This window comes from Anaerohalosphaeraceae bacterium (genome assembly GCA_035378985.1).
In the GTDB taxonomy this organism is placed as follows: Bacteria; Planctomycetota; Phycisphaerae; order Sedimentisphaerales; family Anaerohalosphaeraceae; genus JAHDQI01.
This window is the reverse complement of record DAOSUR010000002.1, coordinates 39,927-60,041: the sequence shown is the minus strand read 5'-3', so window position 1 is coordinate 60,041 and position 20,115 is coordinate 39,927. Positions and strand designations below refer to the sequence as shown.

Annotated in this window: 21 protein-coding genes; 2 read left to right on the top strand and 19 right to left on the bottom strand. The window is 53.2% G+C overall.

Annotation, left to right across the window (positions count from 1 at the left end; translation table 11 throughout):
- Positions 1-163 precede the first annotated feature (163 nt).
- Entirely contained in the window at positions 164-1,357 is a 1,194-nt protein-coding gene (locus PKY88_02580; protein ID HOQ04086.1) for a putative peptidoglycan glycosyltransferase FtsW, read from the top strand.
- Positions 1,354-2,469, top strand: a complete 1,116-nt coding sequence (locus PKY88_02575) for a UDP-N-acetylglucosamine--N-acetylmuramyl-(pentapeptide) pyrophosphoryl-undecaprenol N-acetylglucosamine transferase (protein HOQ04085.1) — start codon at positions 1,354-1,356, stop codon at positions 2,467-2,469. The genes PKY88_02580 and PKY88_02575 overlap by 4 nt, the downstream gene beginning before the upstream one ends.
- A gap of 13 nt (positions 2,470-2,482) precedes the next feature.
- On the opposite strand, the gene PKY88_02570 is transcribed toward PKY88_02575, so the two are convergent.
- The 19 genes from PKY88_02570 to PKY88_02480 form a co-directional block, all read right to left on the bottom strand.
- Positions 2,483-3,886 carry a hypothetical protein gene (locus PKY88_02570; GenBank protein HOQ04084.1) on the bottom strand — a complete coding sequence of 468 codons (1,404 nt, stop codon included), beginning with the start codon at positions 3,884-3,886 and terminating at the stop codon, positions 2,483-2,485.
- A 15-nt stretch (positions 3,887-3,901) separates the two neighbouring features.
- A complete protein-coding gene (locus tag PKY88_02565) occupies positions 3,902-4,840 on the bottom strand; it encodes an ABC transporter ATP-binding protein (GenBank protein ID HOQ04083.1) in 939 nt (312 codons plus the stop codon).
- A gap of 114 nt (positions 4,841-4,954) precedes the next feature.
- Positions 4,955-6,121: a type II secretion system F family protein gene (locus tag PKY88_02560; protein ID HOQ04082.1), complete on the bottom strand. Its 1,167-nt coding sequence runs from the start codon at positions 6,119-6,121 to the stop codon at positions 4,955-4,957.
- A 1-nt stretch (position 6,122) separates the two neighbouring features.
- Positions 6,123-7,856, bottom strand: coding sequence for an ATPase, T2SS/T4P/T4SS family (locus PKY88_02555; GenBank protein HOQ04081.1), 1,734 nt, complete (start codon positions 7,854-7,856; stop codon positions 6,123-6,125).
- 6 nt (positions 7,857-7,862) lie between these two features.
- On the bottom strand, positions 7,863-8,198 hold the full coding sequence (locus PKY88_02550; protein HOQ04080.1) for an STAS domain-containing protein: 336 nt from the start codon (positions 8,196-8,198) through the stop codon (positions 7,863-7,865).
- Positions 8,195-9,436, bottom strand: a complete 1,242-nt coding sequence (locus PKY88_02545) for an HD domain-containing protein (GenBank protein ID HOQ04079.1) — start codon at positions 9,434-9,436, stop codon at positions 8,195-8,197. The genes PKY88_02550 and PKY88_02545 overlap by 4 nt, the downstream gene beginning before the upstream one ends.
- Before the next feature lie 35 nt (positions 9,437-9,471).
- Complete coding sequence (locus PKY88_02540; protein HOQ04078.1) at positions 9,472-9,855, bottom strand: response regulator; 384 nt, start codon at positions 9,853-9,855, stop codon at positions 9,472-9,474.
- Positions 9,856-9,892: 37 nt separating this feature from the next.
- Complete coding sequence (locus tag PKY88_02535; protein HOQ04077.1) at positions 9,893-11,326, bottom strand: ATP-binding protein; 1,434 nt, start codon at positions 11,324-11,326, stop codon at positions 9,893-9,895.
- 51 nt (positions 11,327-11,377) lie between these two features.
- Positions 11,378-12,574: a tetratricopeptide repeat protein gene (locus PKY88_02530; GenBank protein ID HOQ04076.1), complete on the bottom strand. Its 1,197-nt coding sequence runs from the start codon at positions 12,572-12,574 to the stop codon at positions 11,378-11,380.
- A gap of 88 nt (positions 12,575-12,662) precedes the next feature.
- Positions 12,663-14,384, bottom strand: coding sequence for a hypothetical protein (locus tag PKY88_02525; GenBank protein ID HOQ04075.1), 1,722 nt, complete (start codon positions 14,382-14,384; stop codon positions 12,663-12,665).
- Between the two features lie 17 nt (positions 14,385-14,401).
- Positions 14,402-15,022 carry a hypothetical protein gene (locus PKY88_02520; protein ID HOQ04074.1) on the bottom strand — a complete coding sequence of 207 codons (621 nt, stop codon included), beginning with the start codon at positions 15,020-15,022 and terminating at the stop codon, positions 14,402-14,404.
- Entirely contained in the window at positions 15,019-15,576 is a 558-nt protein-coding gene (pilO, locus tag PKY88_02515; protein ID HOQ04073.1) for a type 4a pilus biogenesis protein PilO, read from the bottom strand. Before pilO ends, PKY88_02520 begins: the two co-directional genes overlap by 4 nt.
- Entirely contained in the window at positions 15,573-16,232 is a 660-nt protein-coding gene (locus PKY88_02510) for a hypothetical protein (GenBank protein HOQ04072.1), read from the bottom strand. The genes pilO and PKY88_02510 overlap by 4 nt, the downstream gene beginning before the upstream one ends.
- Positions 16,232-17,374: a pilus assembly protein PilM gene (pilM, locus tag PKY88_02505; protein HOQ04071.1), complete on the bottom strand. Its 1,143-nt coding sequence runs from the start codon at positions 17,372-17,374 to the stop codon at positions 16,232-16,234. The genes PKY88_02510 and pilM overlap by 1 nt, the downstream gene beginning before the upstream one ends.
- Positions 17,375-17,387: 13 nt before the next feature.
- Positions 17,388-17,915 (bottom strand): GspH/FimT family protein, encoded by a 528-nt coding sequence (locus tag PKY88_02500; protein HOQ04070.1) that lies wholly within the window; start codon positions 17,913-17,915, stop codon positions 17,388-17,390.
- Positions 17,916-18,266: 351 nt separating this feature from the next.
- Positions 18,267-18,707 (bottom strand): hypothetical protein, encoded by a 441-nt coding sequence (locus PKY88_02495; protein ID HOQ04069.1) that lies wholly within the window; start codon positions 18,705-18,707, stop codon positions 18,267-18,269.
- Between the two features lies 1 nt (position 18,708).
- Positions 18,709-19,152 carry a prepilin-type N-terminal cleavage/methylation domain-containing protein gene (locus PKY88_02490; protein ID HOQ04068.1) on the bottom strand — a complete coding sequence of 148 codons (444 nt, stop codon included), beginning with the start codon at positions 19,150-19,152 and terminating at the stop codon, positions 18,709-18,711.
- A gap of 1 nt (position 19,153) precedes the next feature.
- Positions 19,154-19,570 carry a type II secretion system protein gene (locus PKY88_02485; GenBank protein ID HOQ04067.1) on the bottom strand — a complete coding sequence of 139 codons (417 nt, stop codon included), beginning with the start codon at positions 19,568-19,570 and terminating at the stop codon, positions 19,154-19,156.
- Between the two features lie 45 nt (positions 19,571-19,615).
- Positions 19,616-20,083, bottom strand: a complete 468-nt coding sequence (locus tag PKY88_02480; GenBank protein ID HOQ04066.1) for a hypothetical protein — start codon at positions 20,081-20,083, stop codon at positions 19,616-19,618.
- Positions 20,084-20,115: the final 32 nt, after the last annotated feature.

Sequence of the window (20,115 nt, the reverse complement as noted above, 5' to 3'; positions counted from 1 at the left end):
AGAAAAATTCATCAAATTAACCAATTTCACGCTTGAACAAGACATAACTGTATTGCAATATCCTGAATTCCCGATAAAAATTTTCTTCTCCTGAAGAGTTTTTTAACCGGAAATCAAGTGGGCAGTCGAAAAATAACAAATGGTGATTTTTTCCCCAAAGAAAATGAAAAGGAATTGTCCAACAAAGAAGTTTTATGAACGGAAAGAAACGCAGACTTCTCCGGTCGGGGATTTTGCCATTGAAATAGTGGTTCTCCTTTTGATGGCCACCGGAACAGTCTTTGTATATTCTGCGGGTGCCAGCGTAGGGTATAGTCTGGAACGTTCTCGTTTTTACGAAACACCGATGTTCAAACAGGTTGTCTTTTTCCCCTTAGCCGTCGGAGTTTTGCTGCTGATGAGACGGGTAGATTACCACTGGTTTCACCTCAAACGACCTTGGTGGAAATCAACTTCCTTCTATCTGGTGATTGTTAGTCTTCTTCTATTAGTTGCAGTTCTTATCTTTGGCCAGGAACGAAACCAATCCAAACGCTGGCTGGACCTATTACCGGGGCCGGCTTATCTAAGTTTCCAACCTTCAGAATTAGCCAAATGGGTCATGATAATATTCACAGCGGCCTATTTGGACAAATTCGGCAGTCAAATACAAGATTTCAAGAGGCGTTTTCTCCCCATTTGTCTGCTGATTGGGCTGACCATTGTCCTGATCATCATTGAAGATTTCGGGACGGCTGCCTTTATCGCTTTGATCACTTTTCTATTATTGTGGATAGGCGGAGCAGTCTGGTGGCACATGCTTTCGCCCTTGGTGATTGCCATACCGGGTTTCCTTACGGCTGTACTCCTTTCCCCGACACGCATCAATCGCATTAAAGGGTTTTTCTCCTATCTGTTTGATGAACAGGGGCTGCCTTATCAGGCGCAGCAGTCTCTGAAGGCCATCAGCGCAGGAGGACTCTGGGGGGCCGGGCTGGGACGCGGCGTATTCAAATACGGTCATTTGCCGGAAGATACAACCGACTTTATTTTTGCCGTGATTGCAGAGGAAATGGGCTTTATCGGGGCCATGTGGATTCTGGTATTGTTTGCCTTATTTTTACTATTTGGGATTCGAATTATTCTTCGATGCCCCGACCGTTTCGGGAAACTCTTATCTGCCGGAATTGTTTTTTCAATCAGTATTCAAGCCGCCATCAACATTGGGGTTGTTACGGTCGTACTGCCGACCAAAGGCATCCCGCTGCCGTTTGTGAGTGCAGGCGGAACCAGTCTGCTGCTGACGGCGGCCGCCACAGGCATTCTGCTCAATATCGCCCGACAATCTTCCGAATCCGAGGAGCTTTTGAACCCGTGAATTCCCGACAGATTCAGCGTATTTTTTTTGCCGGCGGAGGAACTGGAGGGCATCTGTATCCGGCGCTGGCCGTCGCAGAAAAAATTCGAGAACAGTTCCAGCAAACCGAGATTACCTTTTTGTGCAGCAGCCGCGAGGTAGATGCAAAAATTTTAGGACCGAGCGGTTTTGATTTCCTGCCTTTGCCCGCCGTGGGATTGTCTAAATCCCCGATTCAAGCCGTTCGGTTTCTGGCCCAGTTTCTGAAAAGTTATTATTTTGTGAAAGAGATTCTTCGACCGGAGACATCCGTCACAATTCTCATCGGTACAGGCGGATTTGTGTGCGGTCCGGCCGCGGCAGCGGCTCGGTCTCTGAAGATCCCCGTCTTTTTAATCAATGTGGACAGTATTCCGGGCAAATCGAATCGGCTGATGGCCCGATATGCCCGGAGGATTTTCGTCCAATTTGAACAAACTCGTCCCTACTTCGGACGTTTCTCTGAACGTGTCGAAGTTGTCGGCTGTCCGCTTCGGAAAGACTTTTTTTCCCATTCAGAAGACATCTACAAAACGTACGATTTAGACCCGAACAAAAAGATTTTGCTGATTACGGGGGCCTCCAGCGGCTCGTTAAGCATTAATCAGGCCGTTCTGGAAATTCTTCCATCTTTGGAGCAATTCGCCGCAAAGTGGCAGGTCGTTCATCTGACGGGCATGGCGCATTATCAATGGGTGCGTGCGCAGGCCGGCAATCCGACCATTCTCTATCAGGCGATTGACTACTGTCACCAGATGCCCGCCCTGCTGAAGGCCTCTTCGCTGGTTGTAGGGCGTGCCGGAGCCGTCAGCATCGCGGAATACGCGGCGGCGGGTGTGCCGGCCGTCTGCCTGCCCTATCCGTATCACAAAGACCGGCACCAGTTCCTGAATGCCAAACCGCTGGCCGACGCAGGCGGCGCAATCATTATCGAGGACGACATTCGGCAGCCCTCCAGGACCCGACAGGTCCTTTCCCAGACCCTCACGGACCTGATGAGCAGCCCGGAGAAACTGGACCGGATGGCGGCCGCCGTCAAAAAACTCGGACGAACGGACGCCGCCGAGCAAATTGTACGCCGTCTGTTCGAATAACAGCTGTTGGGAATCAGGAAACTTTGGCCAGCGCTTTTCGGGTGTCTATCATCCATTTGTAACGCCCGAAAATCTGAATAATCGGAGCTGTGCACAAAAATAGATTCGGGAAAACAGGCGGAAGAGGGATTTCCCCCGGATACCGAGAAGACACATACACCAGATAGCCCAGCGGGCTGAAAACAGACAAATAGTCCCAGTCAAAGAGCCCCGAAAGGATAAAAGACAGAAACAGATACAACACTATCACAAACCCTGTCAATAAAATGATTTTCGAATGGGTGTTATAAAACACAACCGTCAATTCCAACAGTCCCAGCCACACCAGATAAAACGTAAACACGACCCCGGCAAAAAGCAAAAACGGGGCCGCTGAAAGGGCAAACAGACGGCACGCCGCCAGGCAAAATCCCAGCCAAATCAGATAAATCAGCACCGACAATACCGGATTGGAACGGCGGAACAGGTCAAAAACCGACATCTTCTCGGTTGGGAATCCTCGCGACAATTCAAGATATTTTTCATAGGTTCGGCAGGCCCCTGTCGGCAGAAGCACCACCGGTACTAATCCGGCTATGCAGAAACCGATAAAAATCTTTTCGTGCTGCTCGGCCTGTCGATACGGATAAAAGAACCCGAACAGCAGGAGCAGAAAAAGCAGCTGAAAGAGCATCGCTCCCTTCCAGGAAAACAGAGACTCATATTCATAGGTAAACCACCGCCGGTTTCCGAGAAAAGCCCACACCGAAAAGTACAGCAGCACCCCGCTGACGGCAATCAGCAGAGGAATCCGCCAAAAATAAAATGAAACGTCCCTCGCCTCTTGGGTATTGTAAATCAAAGCCGGAAAAAACGGCAGGCCGAAGGTAAAAAACAACACCAAAAACAGAAGGAACGGATTGCCCCGTTTGGGAGAGGAACGCAGCGAAAGCAGCAGCGACAGCAAACATAGAAAGAGTCCGACGGAGAGCAAAAGCAGAGCAATTTGCAAAAGCATGCTCCAGGAAATCCGGCCCAGAAGACCAAACATCGCAAAAAAGAGAAAATTGGCGGCCGCCGCCGACAAAAGAAGCAGATTGCGTCCAAGAACGATCCCAACAATCTTCTGAACCGCCGACAGCGGCAGAAGACGCAGGAAGTCATAGGCCTTTTGCAGCATCAGGTTCGGGATCACACCGCCTGTGTTGGAGGGGGCCAGGACCCAAAGCAGGAGGCACTGAAATACCGTAAACTGGAAAAACAGACTCCGAAACGGCTGCCAGGGCTCCTGCTGAATCAGAACAGACTGACGGGCATAAAACAGAAGGTTGACAATCAGAATCAATCCCACCAGGGACACATAAACAACTCCGTAAATCCAGCCCTGTTCAGGACGCAGCAGTGAATACTGATACCGTCGAATCAGCGGATTGGCCATACCCTCCTCCTTTTATCAGGAAAAAACATTCTCTTTTGCCGATATCGCCAAGAACAAGTCCTCCAGGTCTTTTTTCTCTTCGGTAAGCTCCGCAACCGATACACCATGTCCGACCAGAAACGCATTCAGCTGTGCCGCCGTCTCCAGACCGCCTTTGACAGACAGGCGGATGACCGTGTCGCAGATGTCTTTGACTGCCGCATTCGGGAACTCACGAAGGACGGCAGGAACTTTCTGCGGGTCCCCCAGCACCCTGACCCGAAGGATTCGCACCGGCATACACAATTCCCGAATCTGCTCAACGGAACCAAAATATCGGATTCGCCCCTGATCCATGATTGCAATATGAGTGCAGAACTCCGACAATTCGTGCAGAATATGAGAGGAAATCAGAATCGTTTTCTTTTCGTCAGCAAGCCGTTTGAGGATATTCCGGAGATTGATGCGGGCAATCGGGTCCAAACCGGAGGCCGGCTCATCCAGAAGATAGAGGTCAGGCTCGTGCACCATCAGAACCGCCAGGCCCATCCGCTGAACCATTCCGCGGGAAAGATGCCTGCATAGGTCGTGTTTTTTTCCCGTCAAATTTACGTATTCGAGCACCGTATCAATTCTCCGGGGGATTTGGTCGGACGGAACGCTGTAGGCGCGGGCGGTAAAATCCAGACACTCCCAAAGGGTCAAATCGTTATAGAGATTAAAGAAATCGGGAAGATAACCGATTCGCCTGCGGATTTCGAGAGGATGACGGCAAAGGTCCATCCCCATTATTGCGGCGGTTCCGTCGGTCGGCGGCAGCAAGGCAGCCAGCATCCGAAGCAGGGTTGTTTTTCCGGCACCGTTGGGGCCGATGAGCCCCACCACCTGTCCCTGTTCAATGGTAAACGAAACATCCTGAACCGCTGCTAACGGGCCGAACTCCTTTCGAAGCCGCTGAGCTTCCAGCACCTGCATCCTTTTTTTCCTCCCTTTTGCGAAGCTGATAAAAGTTTCGCAGGAGATTTTACTCAGGAATACAGGAAACTCCAACAAAAAACCGGAATATTTGGGAGCTGAAAGCCGGAGAAATTACTGAGAAATGACGCTGGAAATCCGGAACACCGGCAGCAAAAGGGCGATAGCCAGCGTGCCGATGATCGCTCCCATAATGATAATCATCAGCGGTTCAATCAACGAAGTGGCTGTTCGGATAGAGTTTTGAAGTTTCTTTTCAAGAAAAATGGAAATTTTGTCGCAGACCTGACCGAGCTGTCCGGATTTTTCCCCCGCTCGGAGCATCTGAAGAATCCCGGAGGCAATCAGCCCATTATACGGCGAAAGCATCAGAGCATCCGACAGCTGATAGCCGTCGCGGATTTTCCGGTCCGCCGTTTCCCACAGACACTGAAAATAATAATTGCCGCAGGAACTTTTCATCACGTCAAGGGCATCGAGGAGATTCACACCGGTATTGACCATTGTCGCCAGAATTCGCATTGAACGGGTCAAAACGGTATCAACATACATTCCGCCGAAAATCGGAAGATGAACTTTCATCCAGTCCAGCGCTTTGCGTCCGGAGAGAGTCTGTTTCCAGGCCGAAAGAGCAAATCCTCCAACCGTCAGCAGCGTGGCCGCTGACGCCAAAAAGAGCGGACTGCCGAGCAAAGCACTAAAGTCTACCAGAATCTGGGTCAGTTTGGGCAGGGCCGTGCCGCGCGCTTCATAAATGCGCGTAAATCTTGGCAGTACAAAGAACATCAATGAACCGGTAGCCGCCACGGCCATCAGCAGCATCACAATCGGATAAATCATCGCACTTTTGACCTGTTTTTTTGTCTCCGCATCCGCCGTCAGATAGCCGCTGAGCACCCGAAGCATCTCCGCCATCCTGCCGGAAACTTCGGAAGCCCGGACCATACTGATAAACATCGCGCTGAAAATCTTCGGATAACCCCCCAAAGCCACAGAAAAACTTTCTCCGTTCTTAAGACGCTCCGCTAAATCACGCGTTACCTCTCGAAATGCGCCGGGGCGCATCTGGTCCGCAATCGCCTCGATGGCATCGCTGAGCACCACACCGCTGTCCAGCATCACAGACAATTGAGTGGTAAACAGAATCAAATCGGTCTGTTTGACCCTTGCTCCCGACAAGGCCGGATTGGAGGAAGACGATTCCGAACGAGAGGGTTTTCGGCCGTTCGGATACGTCCTCGAAGACGTTCGGACAGCAGAATTCTGAACAGCCGTCGACATCTTAATCCTCCATTGTCACGTTGGCCACACGCAGGACTTCATCAATAGTCGTAATGCCGGCCGCCACCTTCTCGATTCCATCCAGATGCAGCGGCTTCATTCCGTTCTGAATAGCGGCCGCCCGCAGCTGCTTGAGCGTCGCCCCCTGCGTAATCATCTCCAGAATCTGGTCATTCGGGATAAACAATTCATGGATGGCGATTCGTCCGATGTAGCCGGTATTTCGGCATTTCTTGCATCCGATACCCCGGTAAAACGTCGGCAGGGAACCGACCCATTTTTCCACCGCCCGCCGTATGCCCGCCGAGGGGGTGTACTGGTCTTTGCAGGTGGGGCAGATTTTCCGGACAAGACGCTGCGCCAGCACCCCAATCAGCGAAGCACTGACCAGATACGGCGCTACACCCAGGTCCAGAAGACGCGTGACAGCACCCGGGGCGTCATTTGTGTGAAGCGTTGACAAAACCAAATGCCCCGTCAGGGCCGCCTGAACGGCTATGTTGGCGGTTTCTTCATCCCGAATTTCGCCGACCATGATAATATCCGGGTCCTGACGCAGCAGCGACCGCAGAGCACTGGCAAAGGTGAACTTGGATAATTCATTCACCTGAAACTGATTGACGCCGTGGATATTGCACTCCACAGGGTCCTCTACCGTACAGATGTTCACTTGTTCGCTGTTCAATTCCGACAAAGCCGCGTAAAGTGTGGTATTCTTCCCGGAACCGGTCGGTCCGGTCACCAGGACAATCCCGTTGGGCATTCGGATAATTTTCTTGAAGGCCTTCAGATTCTCATAACTAAATCCGAGCGATTCAAGATTGGTCAGGATTTTCCGAGTGTCGATAATTCGGATGACAACTTTTTCCCCATATGTACCCGGCATCACGGACACACGCAGGTCGATAGGCCGGCCCTGCATCAGGACGTGAATACTGCCGTCCTGCGGAAGCCGGCGCTGGGCAATGTCCAGCTCGGCCATAATCTTGATGCGGGAGACGATCGCCGCATGCATCTGATACGGCGGACGCATCTTTTCATACAGCAGACCGTCCACCCGATAGCGAACGCGAACCTTCTTTTCGTCCGGTTCGATATGAATATCGCTGGCATTTTCGTGTACAGCACTGCAAATCAGATAGTTAACCAGCTTGACAACCGGCGATTGGCCGGCAATCTCTTCCAGATTGGTAATGTCCTCCGGAAGGTGCTCAATCATCGAAAAATCCTGCAGGGCCGCATCATCGATGATCTCATCAATGACAAAAACATTGGCCGCAGGCATATAAGTCTGAAGCGTGGCCTGAATATCTTTGACGGTGGCACAAACCACCTGAACGCGGCACTTGCTGAGCCGTTCGATTTCCTCGATGAGAAAGACGTTCGCCGGCTCGCTGACTGCTACGGTCAGCGTGTCAAAGACCTTAAAAAGCGGCAGCACAGAGTGCTCTTCAATAAAGTCACGCGGCAGAATCTCCACCACCGCCGGATCACACAGCTTGGGGGTAATCTGGGCATACGGAAGCCCATAGGTTTCAGCCAGAGCGGAGGCGATTTGATTCTCGGAGCAGAAGTTCATCTCCACCAGCAGTTCCCCCAGCAGGCGGCTGTGACCGCTGCGGGCCTGCTGCTGAAGAGCCTGTTCAATCTGCTGGGGCGTGACAATCCCCCGCTGCACCAGAAGCTGGCCGAGTTGAAGACGTTTTTCCGTACCGAGTTCCATCATTCTGGCCATATCCCTTTACACAAAACTCTTCATTGCCTCCGACAAATCCGCATAGGTATCCAGGCGGGGAAGCAGCCGTGTAATTTCAAGAATTTTCTGACAGGTTTCATCCAGCCCCGCCAGTTTGAGCGGCTGATTCTGCCGTCGGCACTCTTCATGAAGCGTCAGCAGCTGCTCCAAAGCGGCACTGTCCATCAAAATCACCCGGCTCATATCCAGCAGCAGCCCCCGGGGATGCGCCGCACGGGCGCTGGAGAGCGCCTCTTCGAAGGACTTTAGGGATTCAACAGTAAATTCTCCCTGAAGCTGAAGAATCGCTATTTGATTTTGAATTTGAACCTCTATTTTCATCGAATCAGTGCTCCAACCGCCTTGATTCCGTATTCTTCAAAACTGCTGTAATCCCAGGTTTCAATGAATCCATCCTGAATCGCCTTCCAGAGATTCTCCACCGGGCTGCCGAGAAAGGCCTGCACAACCGCCGGGTCAAACTGAACACCGCTGCCCTTTTCGACCTCCGTCAGAGCCCGTCGGATGCTCATCGCCTCCCGGTACACCCGCCGGGATGTCATCGCATCAAATGCATCCGCCAGCGCAATAATCCGGGCGCTGAGCGGAATATCCGGCCCCCGGAGTCCTTCCGGATACCCTTGTCCGTCATATCGTTCATGGTGATACAGGACTCCGGGCACAATAGGACGCATCTGAGGAATTTCGGACAAAATGGAGGCTCCGATTCGCGGATGAGCCAAAATCACAGCACGTTCTTCATCGGTCAACTTGCCTTGTTTCCGCAGAACGGATTCCGCCACGCCGATTTTCCCGATGTCATGGAGAAGTCCGGCCAGATAGATATGGTGAATCTCCTCTTCGGAAATTGGAGACATTTCCTTCATCTGCTCGGCAGTCCAGCGTGCAATCAGGGCCACCCGTTCGGAATGGCCGCGTGTGTACTGGTCTTTGGCATCAATGCTGTTGGTCAGAGCCTTCAGAGAACCGATAAAGAGTTCTTTGAGGTCGTTAAACAGCCGACCGTTCTCAATAAAAACAGCGCACTGGCTGGCTACGGAATGAAAGAGTTTGACATCCGTACTGTCAAAGTCGGGTTTATTCTGAATATTGGTCGCCACCAGAAATCCGGCCATCCGGTCCGCCGGACCGACCGGGACTGCCAGAATATTGCGAAGCCGGGGAGACCAGGCATACTTGAAGGGGCCGTCCACCTGGCTGTCCAGAAGCGCCTCCCGCCCAGCGGTCAGCTCCGCCGTCAGATGCATCTGAAGAATATCCGCCGTCGACGGCTCAATTGACAAAAGCCCCGAGCCGGCACTGAGAACCAGACGTTTGCCGCCCTCTATCTTCTTTTCCAGAAAAATAGCAATTCCCTCCACCGGCACAATCTGGGTCAGCTGGTCGCAGGCCAATTGCAGATAGGTCGAACAGGACTGGTCCAGATTCATATGGGTACTGAGGTTATAGAGCAGCATAATCTGCTCATAGCATTGGGACAGCTCCGTGCTGAGCTTCTCCAGATGCTTTTCCATCAGTTCCAGATCATCCCGCAGAGACTGATTCGAAGCAGGACCCATTCTTGATATCCCTCTCTCAGATGGTTGATTTCTTCTTAGACGCCCGCCCGCTGAGCCAGTACTTCTTCAATGCAGTGGAGCACTTCCCGGGGACTAAACGGCTTGCTCAGACAGGCCGCCACCCGCAGAGATTCCTTCTGCTGCGGATCAATTGCAAATCCCCGAGCCGTCAGCAGCAAAACCGGTGTATCCGCCGTGTCCGGATTTTTCCGAAGTTTCTCGATCAGCTCCAGTCCGGTCATAGCCGGCATTTGGTAATCCGTCACGATGATATCCGGATGATGCGCGCAGGCCAGCTGATAGGCCTGGCTTCCGTTGTCCGCTGTAAAAACCTCAAAGCCGTTGTTGCGCAGTTTGATGGCTACAACCTGGACAATGTGAAATTCATCATCCACCACAAGTGCTTTTCGTTCCGCCATATCTCATTCTCCTGCTTTCTTCAGGCCGCCGAAGCCGTCAGCTCGAACCGCCGACAGAAGCGGCGGCACAGCCGGTTAAAGCCAGCGGCAGTTCAAAACCGAATATACTTCCCTGCCCGACTACACTGGAGACAAAAACCCTGCCTCCGTGAACCGTCTCGATAATCTGCTTGACCAGATTCAGCCCCAATCCGGTTCCCTTGGCCATATGATTGTTGGCCTGAACCCGATAGAATTTTTCAAACACCCGCCCCAACTCCTCCGGCGGGATTCCGACACCGGTATCCGTCACGGTCACCCTCAGCCGCCCTTCCGCTTCGTCCACCTCCAGCCCGACAGTAACCGAACCGCCGGCCGGAGTATATTTCACAGCGTTGCTGAGCAGATTGATGACGGCCTGGGAAATCATATCCCGGTCCACACAGGCCTGGTCATAGAGAATCGGAGCCGGTGCATGAATCGTAATATTCTTTTCCTGAGCGTAACTTCGTATCATCTCTACGGCATCCCGCACAATCAGCGCGATGCTGTGATTGCTTCGGTTGACTTTGACCAGGCCGGATTCAATCCGCGAGATGTTCAAAATATCCTCAATCAGACGATTGAGCCGAAGCGACTGACTCTGAATAATCGAACAGAACTGCCGAATTGTATCCGCATCCTGCGCCTCGCCGTCCACGAGCATCTCGGCATAGGCATTGATGGAAGCCAGCGGCGTTTTCAGCTCATGCGAAACATGGCTGACAAACTCATTTTTCATCTGCGATATTTCCCGTTCGCGGCTGATGTCGTGGAGAACGGCAACAACCCCTCCGCTGTTTGGAGATGACTCTGGAAGGCAGGAGAAAACCGCCTCGAAAATCCGCTGCTGCCCCTGGACATTCAGCGCCAGTTCATGACGAACATGGCGGATTCGGCCGCTTCGGCAGCGGTGAATCTTTTCCCGGAGGGCGGCGGCCGTCTCGATTGTTTCCAGAGAAGAAAAATGCTCCGGAACCGCATCCGGATTCAGTAGCTCTCGAGCCGCCGGATTGGCAAAAAGGATTTGGTTGTCCTCATTGACAACCAGCACAGCGTCTCGAATGCTGTCAAGAACGGCTTGTTCCCAGGTACGCTGCCGCTCCAGCAGCTGAAGCTGAAGGCGAAGCCGGCTGTTTTCCTGCCGGGTTTCCTCGGCTTGCGTCTGCTGCCGAGCGGACCACTTCTGCAGAGATTCCCAAAAAGACGGCGACCATGTGCCTTTCGAAACAGGCATGCAATCGGGGTTTTTCAGATACCGCTCTAAATCCTCCAATCCCTTCAAAAGCTGCCGCAGAACCCCGCCCAGTCCCAACACCGCCAGGCAGGCCGCCAGCCAAACGGCACTCGTAATCAGCGGATTGGAAACAAAAAGGGATATTCCTCCTGCAGCGGCTGAAAGCACCGCCAGAAAACCCCACAATCCCATTCCCATTCGTATCGCCCGTTTCATTTTTTTGCAGCTGTATCGGGTTCTTCAAACCGGATGTATCGTCATCAAACGCTACATCGTTTTCTTTTCCGGCTCGGTAAAAAGTCGAATCAGCGGACTGTCCGGATTCAATTGATGGGCCTTTTCAAAGGCACTGCGCGCCAGCGCATTCTGCCCCAGCCGCTGATAGCAAAGTCCGCTCATCCACCAGCCGAATGCCTCCCACCTGGAATCCAGACAAATCTTCTGGAAAACAGGGATCGCCTCAGCATAGTTTTTCTTCAAATACAGGGCACAGGCCCTTACAACTTCGGCATCCGTCAGGCCCGGCTGAAGCTGAAGGGCCTTCTGTCCGCAATAGAGTGCACGCTCCGGCAGTTCTGCTCCGAGAGCCGCCTGCCCCATTTCAAGCCAAACCTGCGGGTCTTCCCGACGCAGCACGCTGAGCTGGTCATACCATTTCAAAGCCGCGGCGTATTTCCCGGCCTGAAGAGAGCAATAACCAAGCCAGTGAAGAATCACCTGGCGGCGGTCCGCCTGCGCCTGAACCTGATAGAGTTTCTCAAAAAGTTCGGCGGCTTGGCTCCATTGCCGGCGGTCCATATAGAACAGTCCGACCGCCTCGAGAACGCGAGGATTGTCTCCCTGCCTCCACAGAGCTTCCTTATAGTAAACCGATGCCTGTTGGACGTCGCCGCTTCGCTGGGCCAAATCCGCTGCCGTCAGCAGCAGGTCGGCATCGTAAGGCAATTTTCTTCGGCTGTTTTCAATCAATTCCCGGGCCTGTTCCGTTTGTCCCTGCCGGACATACAGATGGGAAAGGGTTAATACGTATTCCACCTGAAGGGGTTTAAGGTCCACAGCTTTTTGCAGACATTCCCGAGCAAACTCCGTTTCTCCCTGCTCCAAAGCTGTCATCCCCAAGGCAAACCAGCCCTCATCCATCTGCGGCGCCTGCTCAACCGCTTTCTGAAGGCACACACGGGCGGCAGGAAGCCGACCTTCAGCCAGATGAACCCGCGCCAACAGATAATTAACCTCCGGATGGTCCGGCTCGGACTGCACGCATTTGGCCAGAAGCTTTTTAGCTTCTTCCATTCGCTCCTGGTCCAACAGTTCCCGAACGGCAGCCAGATTCGGTCCAATGGAGGATTTCTCCCATGCTTTCTGCATTTGCTCTTTCTTTTGGGCATGCGATAAAGCACAGCCGCCTCCCAAACCGCAAAGGGCCGTCAGTGCCAACAGTACTGTCCATTTGTTCCGTTTCATCGCAGACTCCTGTCTTTTCAAATCCGCAAAGAATCAATCACTCCGGCCGGTCCGCACAAAAGGGACCGGCCGGAGCGTTAAAAATCCTTTACCAGCGGAACCACTTGCCGGATTCTTCCCGTTCAATCTTCTGCAGCATCAGACGCTCCATCTGTTCGGCCGCCTGGGGCTGCGTCTCCCGGAGAATCCGTTCACGAAGCCGAACGGCCTCGAGGTAGTTGCGGTGAATGGTCAGGATGTTGTTCAGTTCGGCCGTCGCCGCATCGTAGTCTCCGTTCAGGTAATACTGCACCGCCCGTGCATACCGGTCTTCATCTATCTTGACCCGGCTCATCCAATACAGATTGCTGCGGGCTTCGTGAGCCAGCCGCTGAACATCCGCCAGACGTTCCGCACCCTGGGCTTGTTCAGGCCGCTGAATAATATGAGGCGTAATCAGAATAATCAGCTCCACGCGCGTCGAACTGTCGGAAACACCCCGGAACAGTTCTCCGATTACAGGAATATCCCCGATAACAGGCACCTGATTGCGGGACAAAGAGGTTTGTTCCTTGAACAGACCTCCCAATACAATGGTCTGGCCGTCCCGCACCATCACATTGGTCATCACTTCCGTCTTGGTCTTCTGAGGCAGCTGTGTATTGCCGAATTCGACAATTTCTCCGTTGCTTTGCTCAGGACGGATTTCCATTCGAATCAGCCCGTCTTTTCCGATGAAGGGCCGAAACTCGAGCACGGTACCGCTTTCGAGGAATTCCACCTGCTGCGTAGATGTGCCGCCTTCCGCCACATTCGTTAAGGACTGATAGCCCTCTTCCTTGCCGATGATAAGCTTGCCGGCCTGCTTATTGAGGGCTAATATTTTCGGATTGGCCATAATCGTCACATCCGAGACCGTTTCAATGGCGTTAATCAGGGCAGAAATGTTATCAAAAGTCACACCGACGGAAATTCCGGAAGCATTGCTCCCTGAAACAACGGGAGCAAAACCTCCCTGAAGGAATCCCTCACCGCCGAGGGTGATGGAGGTACCGGGAATATTCTTCCAGTCAATCCCGAACTTGGTATCTTCCGTCAGAGTGGCTTCCATAACCGTCACTTCCAGAAGCACCTGAAGGGGTTCCACATCCACTTCAGCCAGCACCTCCCGAATCCGCTTGATATTCTCGGGATAATCGGAAACCACCAGCCGATCGTGAATCGCCAGAGAATCGCCGCCTTTGCCGGGCACGGTATCCCGCTGGGCGGGACTGGTCACCCCGAGTTGGCCGAATTCACTCAAAAGGGGTTCGGCTAATTTCTTGGCTTCTTCCGCATTGATGTAGTACAAAGGAATGACCGCGTATTCAAAACGGGTCTTGTCGGCCTGGAACTCCTCATTCGTGTAAATCTTGACAAAATTGCCCTTGATTTCGTACTTGTGAGTACCGAGAATGGCCTGCAGGGCCTCCTCAAAGGTTACGTCATAAAGATTAGTAACAGTCACAGTGCCGTCCACTCGGGCCGAAGGCACGATGTTTTTGTGATACATCTGAGCCAGCATCTGCAGGGCGTCCCGAACCGGCATATCTTTACGAAAGCTGATCGTCTGAACCGACTGCATCGAATACGGTGTCTGTTCATTTGTCGCCGGCGACTCAACTGCTGCTGCAGGCGTCGTTTCCTGCGGGGTCTCCGCCGCCGGTGCGGCCGGCGTTTGACTTTCCTGGCCGACTACCAGTGCGGTCAGTCCCAACACCGCCAGCAGCCAGACGCTGACTGTAATCAGATAAGTTCTAAACTTCATTTGCTTTTTTCGCTGAGTTTTCATACAACACCGCCTTTCTGTTAATCGAGCCACTCCGAAGAGGGCATTTTGACTGTAAACACCATATCTTGATACTCAAACTGAACGTGTTGAGAACCGATGTCCGATACTTTCAGCTCATATGTTTCTCCATTCTCTTTCACTTTCAGAATCCCGCCTCGGGACAAAACCACCCCGTTTACACATGCCTGAGTCGGAACACCGGCGGGATCTTTAATCACGGCCTGCAGAATCAGGTCTTTTGCTATCTTCTGCGACAAAACACCTCGCTCCCGCCCGGCAGAAGAAGTAGTCGGCTCCTGGGGCTGAACCTCAGATGCCTGCCGTTCCGTATGGAACCATTTGGAACGGTCAAAGACAAAGGGGTCTCGTTCGGGACGCTCATGCTGTCCGGCCAACACCGGCAGCAGACGCGGCTGCAGAAGAACTTTCGACGCCGTCCGCTCCCCTGACGCCTGCCCGGCAGACGGTTCAATGGGGACCTGGGCCTGGACGGTTTCCGGACCGCTTCGGCCTCTGAGAAAAACACGCAGCCACAGGACAGCCATAACCAGCAGAAGAACCGCCGCCAATACCATCTTCGGATTGACGGTTCCTACGAGCGTCCCGATGCTTCCGATTGTGCCTCTGTTTCGAGTCATTCGTTCTTTTTTCCACTCGGCGTCATTTGATAAAAAGCACGGGCTTTGGCCTGCAAAAACAGACGCCCGGACACGTTTTCGTCATTCCGCAGGGATATTTCCTCAAATCGAATCAGCCGATCAAACTGTTCAAAAGACCGAAGCAGTTCAAAAATCCTGTCAAAACTGCCTGTGCAGCGAATCTCCAGAGGAATCGAGCACAAACCGTCCTCACAGGTCACCTCACCCGGCCGAACAGACTGGTCGGACAGCTGCGTCCGAGCCAGCATTTCCGTCATCTGCTGCCAGAGCCGGGAATAGCCCTGTTCATCCGGAAATAACCGCCGGTACTGCTCAGCTGCGGGTTTTAAATCCCGAATCTGCCGATACAGAATCGGCAGCTGTTCAGAACATTCCCGCACTTCCTCCAGCCGCGATTCTTCTTCAGACAGCAAGGCCCGGAAGGCCTTTCGCTGCTGATAGACGGGGTAGTACTGATAGGCCCCAAGCCCAACCGCCGCCAAAAGCAGCAGCCCCAAAACCGTCACCGGATAATGATCAACAATTTTTTTCAATTCCGGTCCCTCACCACAAAGTCAGCCAGAACACACTGAATCTCAAATCCGGCCACTGTCGCACCGAATCGCGTCTCATTTTTGGAATAAACAGGAATCACCCGCGTAAAATAGTCCGACTCCTCCAGCCGGGAAATCAATGCCGCCGCTTCCGAACCATCCAGAGCAAAACCAGCCAGCCGAATTCGAGTGACCGTGTCCGAATCCTTCAGCCAGTCACCCTTTTTGTCCGTGCTGAGACGGACCTGAATGCCCGTTCCTGTCTTTGGAGAAGAACCAACAGCGGATTCGAAGGGTACCTGCGAAATCGTCAGTTCTGTAAGAACCGCCCGTTCACCGATGCAGCGGCTTAATTCCGCAAGAACAGGCGTAAGAGCCGTTCGAGGACGCAATTGACTGACCAGACGGCTTTGTCGGTTCAAAATCGAAATCTCCTCCTGGAGCCGTCGAACCTGAAGAATAGTCTGAAGGCCCTTTTCATAGGTGCTGCGGAGCCCTTCCAAATCCGCATAGGCCTTCGAAATAATGCTGCCGCTGAACAAATTGCCGACAATCCAGAACCCCGTCAGAAGAACGATCGCCAGATAACGGCGCAGATACCAATTCCGCCGCCGGCGACTTTCATGATACCAGGATGGGATAAAATCCAGTTCCATCAGACTGCCGCTTTTTCCCTCAAAACATTGTCCAGTTCCTGCAAGCCGGGCTGGGACCATCCCTTCAGGGCCAGTCCGACCGCCACCGCCCATTCCGCCATCTGCGGATTGGGACGGCGGTCAAAAGAAACGTTTCTCAAATCAATGCCGCGGAGAGGTTCGGCAATGCGAATGTCCAGATTCAGCTGCTCTCGGAGCAAGTCCATCAAAAGGGACTCATACAAACGTCCGCCGGCAAACACCACTTCCGAGGGCCGCTCTCCGCGAAAAGCTACCGCGTAGTATTTGAAGCACAGAGAAATTTCTCGCGCCAAATCCTCAATCGTTCGGCTCATGGCCGACGAAAGCGTCTGCTGAATCGGGGAATCCGCTCCCGTCCGGACTCCCGTCCAATCCTGAGCAATCTGCCGAGCCGCCTCCTCCCAGGAAACACCGAGCACATCCGCCGCCTTTTGCGTCAGATGCTGTTCCGCCAAAGGAATCTGCTTTACGAGAGAAATCGATGTGCCCCGTCCGATAATAACCGTCGTAAAATACATTCCCAGATTCACCAGCACGCTGACAACCTCGCGGTCTTCCTGACGCCGAAGAGTCCGCCGAAAACTGCGGAACAGGGCGCACGGCATCGCATCCACGGCAATCGGCTCCAGTCCGGCCTCCTCCAGCAGGGACACATGCCCCATCAATTGCGTGCGGTTCATTCCAAAGAAAATGACTTCCTTTCTGATTTCCTCTCCCTGATATACACTGCCGGCAATCAGATAGCGGATTTCATCCTTATCCGGGTCCAGTCCGAAACGCTGAGCAAGTTCTCCATAGTGCCCTTCCTCCAGACGCTCGGTTTCGAGAGCATCCAGCCGCAGACTTTTGATTTTCAGCGCATCGCCCGGAAGGCAGGAAACCGCCTCCCGACCCCAAAAGCGTCCCCGGGCCAGCATGGCTCGAATTGCACGCACCACGCCCGTTCGATGGACATCACTGCCTCCGCCGGAGGCCGCTTCCAGCGGTTCCTGTTCGGCACTCTCCGCCCGAATCAGACCTTCCTTAAACCCCAGCTGAATCATCCGGACGCAATTGTGCCCGATATCAATGCCAATAGGGCCTCTTGACCCGCGACAAAACCATTCCAGCCATGAACGCATTCCGTTTCTCTCATTAGGGTTTTGTAATGGACACATAGCCGGTAACCGGCTCAATATCTATATAAAGCACAAAGGAATCGGCCTGGAGCGTAACCCGTCCGGCCGCATTCAAAGGGCTGCTGGTATCCGTCCCCGCATAAGGGGTTCCCAGATAATCAAATGTCACGGCGTCTCCGCTGAGCGTCGTGCTCACAAGATCAACCTTTTTCATCCGGCGGTCCTTTGTAAATTCCTCCACAAAAGGACCGTTTCGCAGAGGATGATTCAGAACGGCGCCGGTGTCATCCTGAACCTGATATTTTTCCTGGGAAGGAGAAAATACCACCGTATAGGTTTTCTGACGGGTGACGGCCAGGCCTTTTGCATAATCGAGGTCGGCGGCGATTTTGTCGGCGGCAGAGCGAACCTGCATATCCGCCGCCGTTCCCAAAACAGGGATAGCCGCCAGCGAAACAATCGCCAGAATCACCACCACCACAATAATCTCCACCAGCGTAAACCCGCTGAGGGTCTGCCGCCGGTCTCTCTTACGCTTTTTCATAAACCACCTTTTGATTTCTCCGCCAACAGTACGGGCGGATTGTCGCCTTTTGATTCTTCTGTTCTTTCGACTGACTCTTCTGTCGTCTTAACCGCCCCCATAAGGCAAACCGCTCCGCAGCGGAACATTTGCGTAAAACCAAAATCACATTCAGTACAGCCCATATAATCGGACCTGCCTGTCTTATGCATATCAGTATCAAAAAAGGCCTTTTCAAGATCCGTTCACGTCCGCAGAACTGATACAGCCGTTGCAGTCCCTACAGTCCCGCTTTCCTTTGCCGCACCGAACAAAGATTTGAAATCGCTGCAGCTGTCTGAGCCGGCGGATGATTTTCTCCATCCCCTTCCCTTATCGGACCTGACGGTCAATCTGCTGATAATAGCTCCCCCCTTCATTGGGGTCATAATAAAGCCGGCCGATGAAAATGCTTTCCGCCCGTCGGCTGCCGTCTTTTTCAAACCACGCCCGGCTTACAACCGGATAAACCTGGTTATTGGGGGCGGCAATCTCCACTTCACAGTCGAAACCAGCCGCCTGCCCTTCGAACTCGACAGGCCCGGTCCAGGGAAAAGACAGGTTGGGTTCCCGAACCAGAACACGAGCACACTCCAGACCCGAATAGGCAAGGGTCTCCGTCTGCGTATGCAGAACAAAATTGCGGCCGGCCGCCAGAGAGAAATCTGTGCGGGCAAACAGCCCCAGTGCAATGACCGAAACAGCCATCACCAAAAACAGCACGACAATCAGGGCCGCTCCTCGACTTTGATGTGAACTTCTTTCCGCCGACATCTTATTCCCCGCTTCGGCAGCGTGCCGCCGCACAAATTTCGTAATCCCGCCAGCCTGTCTCCGCCTGCATCTTGAACCGCACGATCAGAAGACGGCCGTTTCGAACCTCCAGACTTAATCCGCTGCAATTCCTCAGCAGAGGTTTTTCATCCAGATTCAACGTCGTCCCACTGACGGCCAGAGTCGATGTCCCTGTCTGACTTTGAATCGTCACCGTCGTGCCGTTTTGCTGGAGGGAATAGGCACGGTGAACCAGGTCGGTAATACGGATGGAGGCCCCGCGAACGGCTGCCGGACCATTGAACATCAGCTCAGTGGTTTCCTGCCCCTGCCGCATCGCAAACGAAAAGGTCGCCGCCGCCAGCAAAACAACACCGGCGATGAGCATCCCCATCACCAGTTCAATCAGGGTAAAACCGCTGTTTTTTCTCGTTTGACAAACCATATCAGGGGGCTATCAGAGATTGAAGACGGACCATTTGCCGTCCCTTATAGTCCACACGAACAGAAGCCATCAGACATTCTGTATCGTTTATCTGGACAGTTCCCACCAAAACCGAACGGGCAAATCCTTTGTAAATTGGATCAGAAAACACCGCACCGGATGCGTTTTTGACCTGTCCCTCCGCTTCCATATAACCATTCCAGCGTGTCTTGATTTCCTCAAAAGACGTACTGACAATCTCTTCCATCAGGTTGGAGGCCAGTTGAGCCGCCAGCACCTGGCAGACCGCCTCCCGTTGTACCTGGGCCGCACTCACAAAAGGCAAAAACACCCCCGCCGCTGCCGCGCCGAGGATGACCATCGCCATCAGTATCTCCAGCAGGGTAAAACCGTGTTGTATCTGCCTATGTTGTTTCATTTTTTTATCGAAATCCGCTGAATCCGTGAAATCCGCGGTTTGTTTTTAATAAGCAGAATGGTATCGACTGTCGCAGGCCGCAAAGTGCCCCGTCGCCGCGTTATACCACCAGCCCGTCCCTTCGCGCCCCGTAGGCCGGACCGCAGCGTCATCTGCCACTGTCACCTGCCGTCCGGCAGGTCCCTGAACAAAGGGATTAGCAGGGATCTGACATCCCTGCTTGGCCAGTTCATTGCAAAAGGTTTCCGCCGTGACTCGTCCATCGGCCCCCCGGCCGGGCAGCCGGCCGTCATTCTGGGCTCGATAAAGAGCAATGCCCGAACGAACCTGATGGAGTCGCTCCATCAGCAGAGTAATCCGATTCTCTGCGGCGGCCCGAGCCACTTTAGGCATCATCCAGCCAACCGCCGCCGCAAACAGCATCAGGGCCAGCACAGTCCGTTCAAAAAGAGCAATCATAGGACTCTGACCCGCCTTTTCCTGAAGGAATCGCCGCCGTTTTTTTCGATCCATTTTTATTCCTCTCACGCCGCATCCGCAAAACC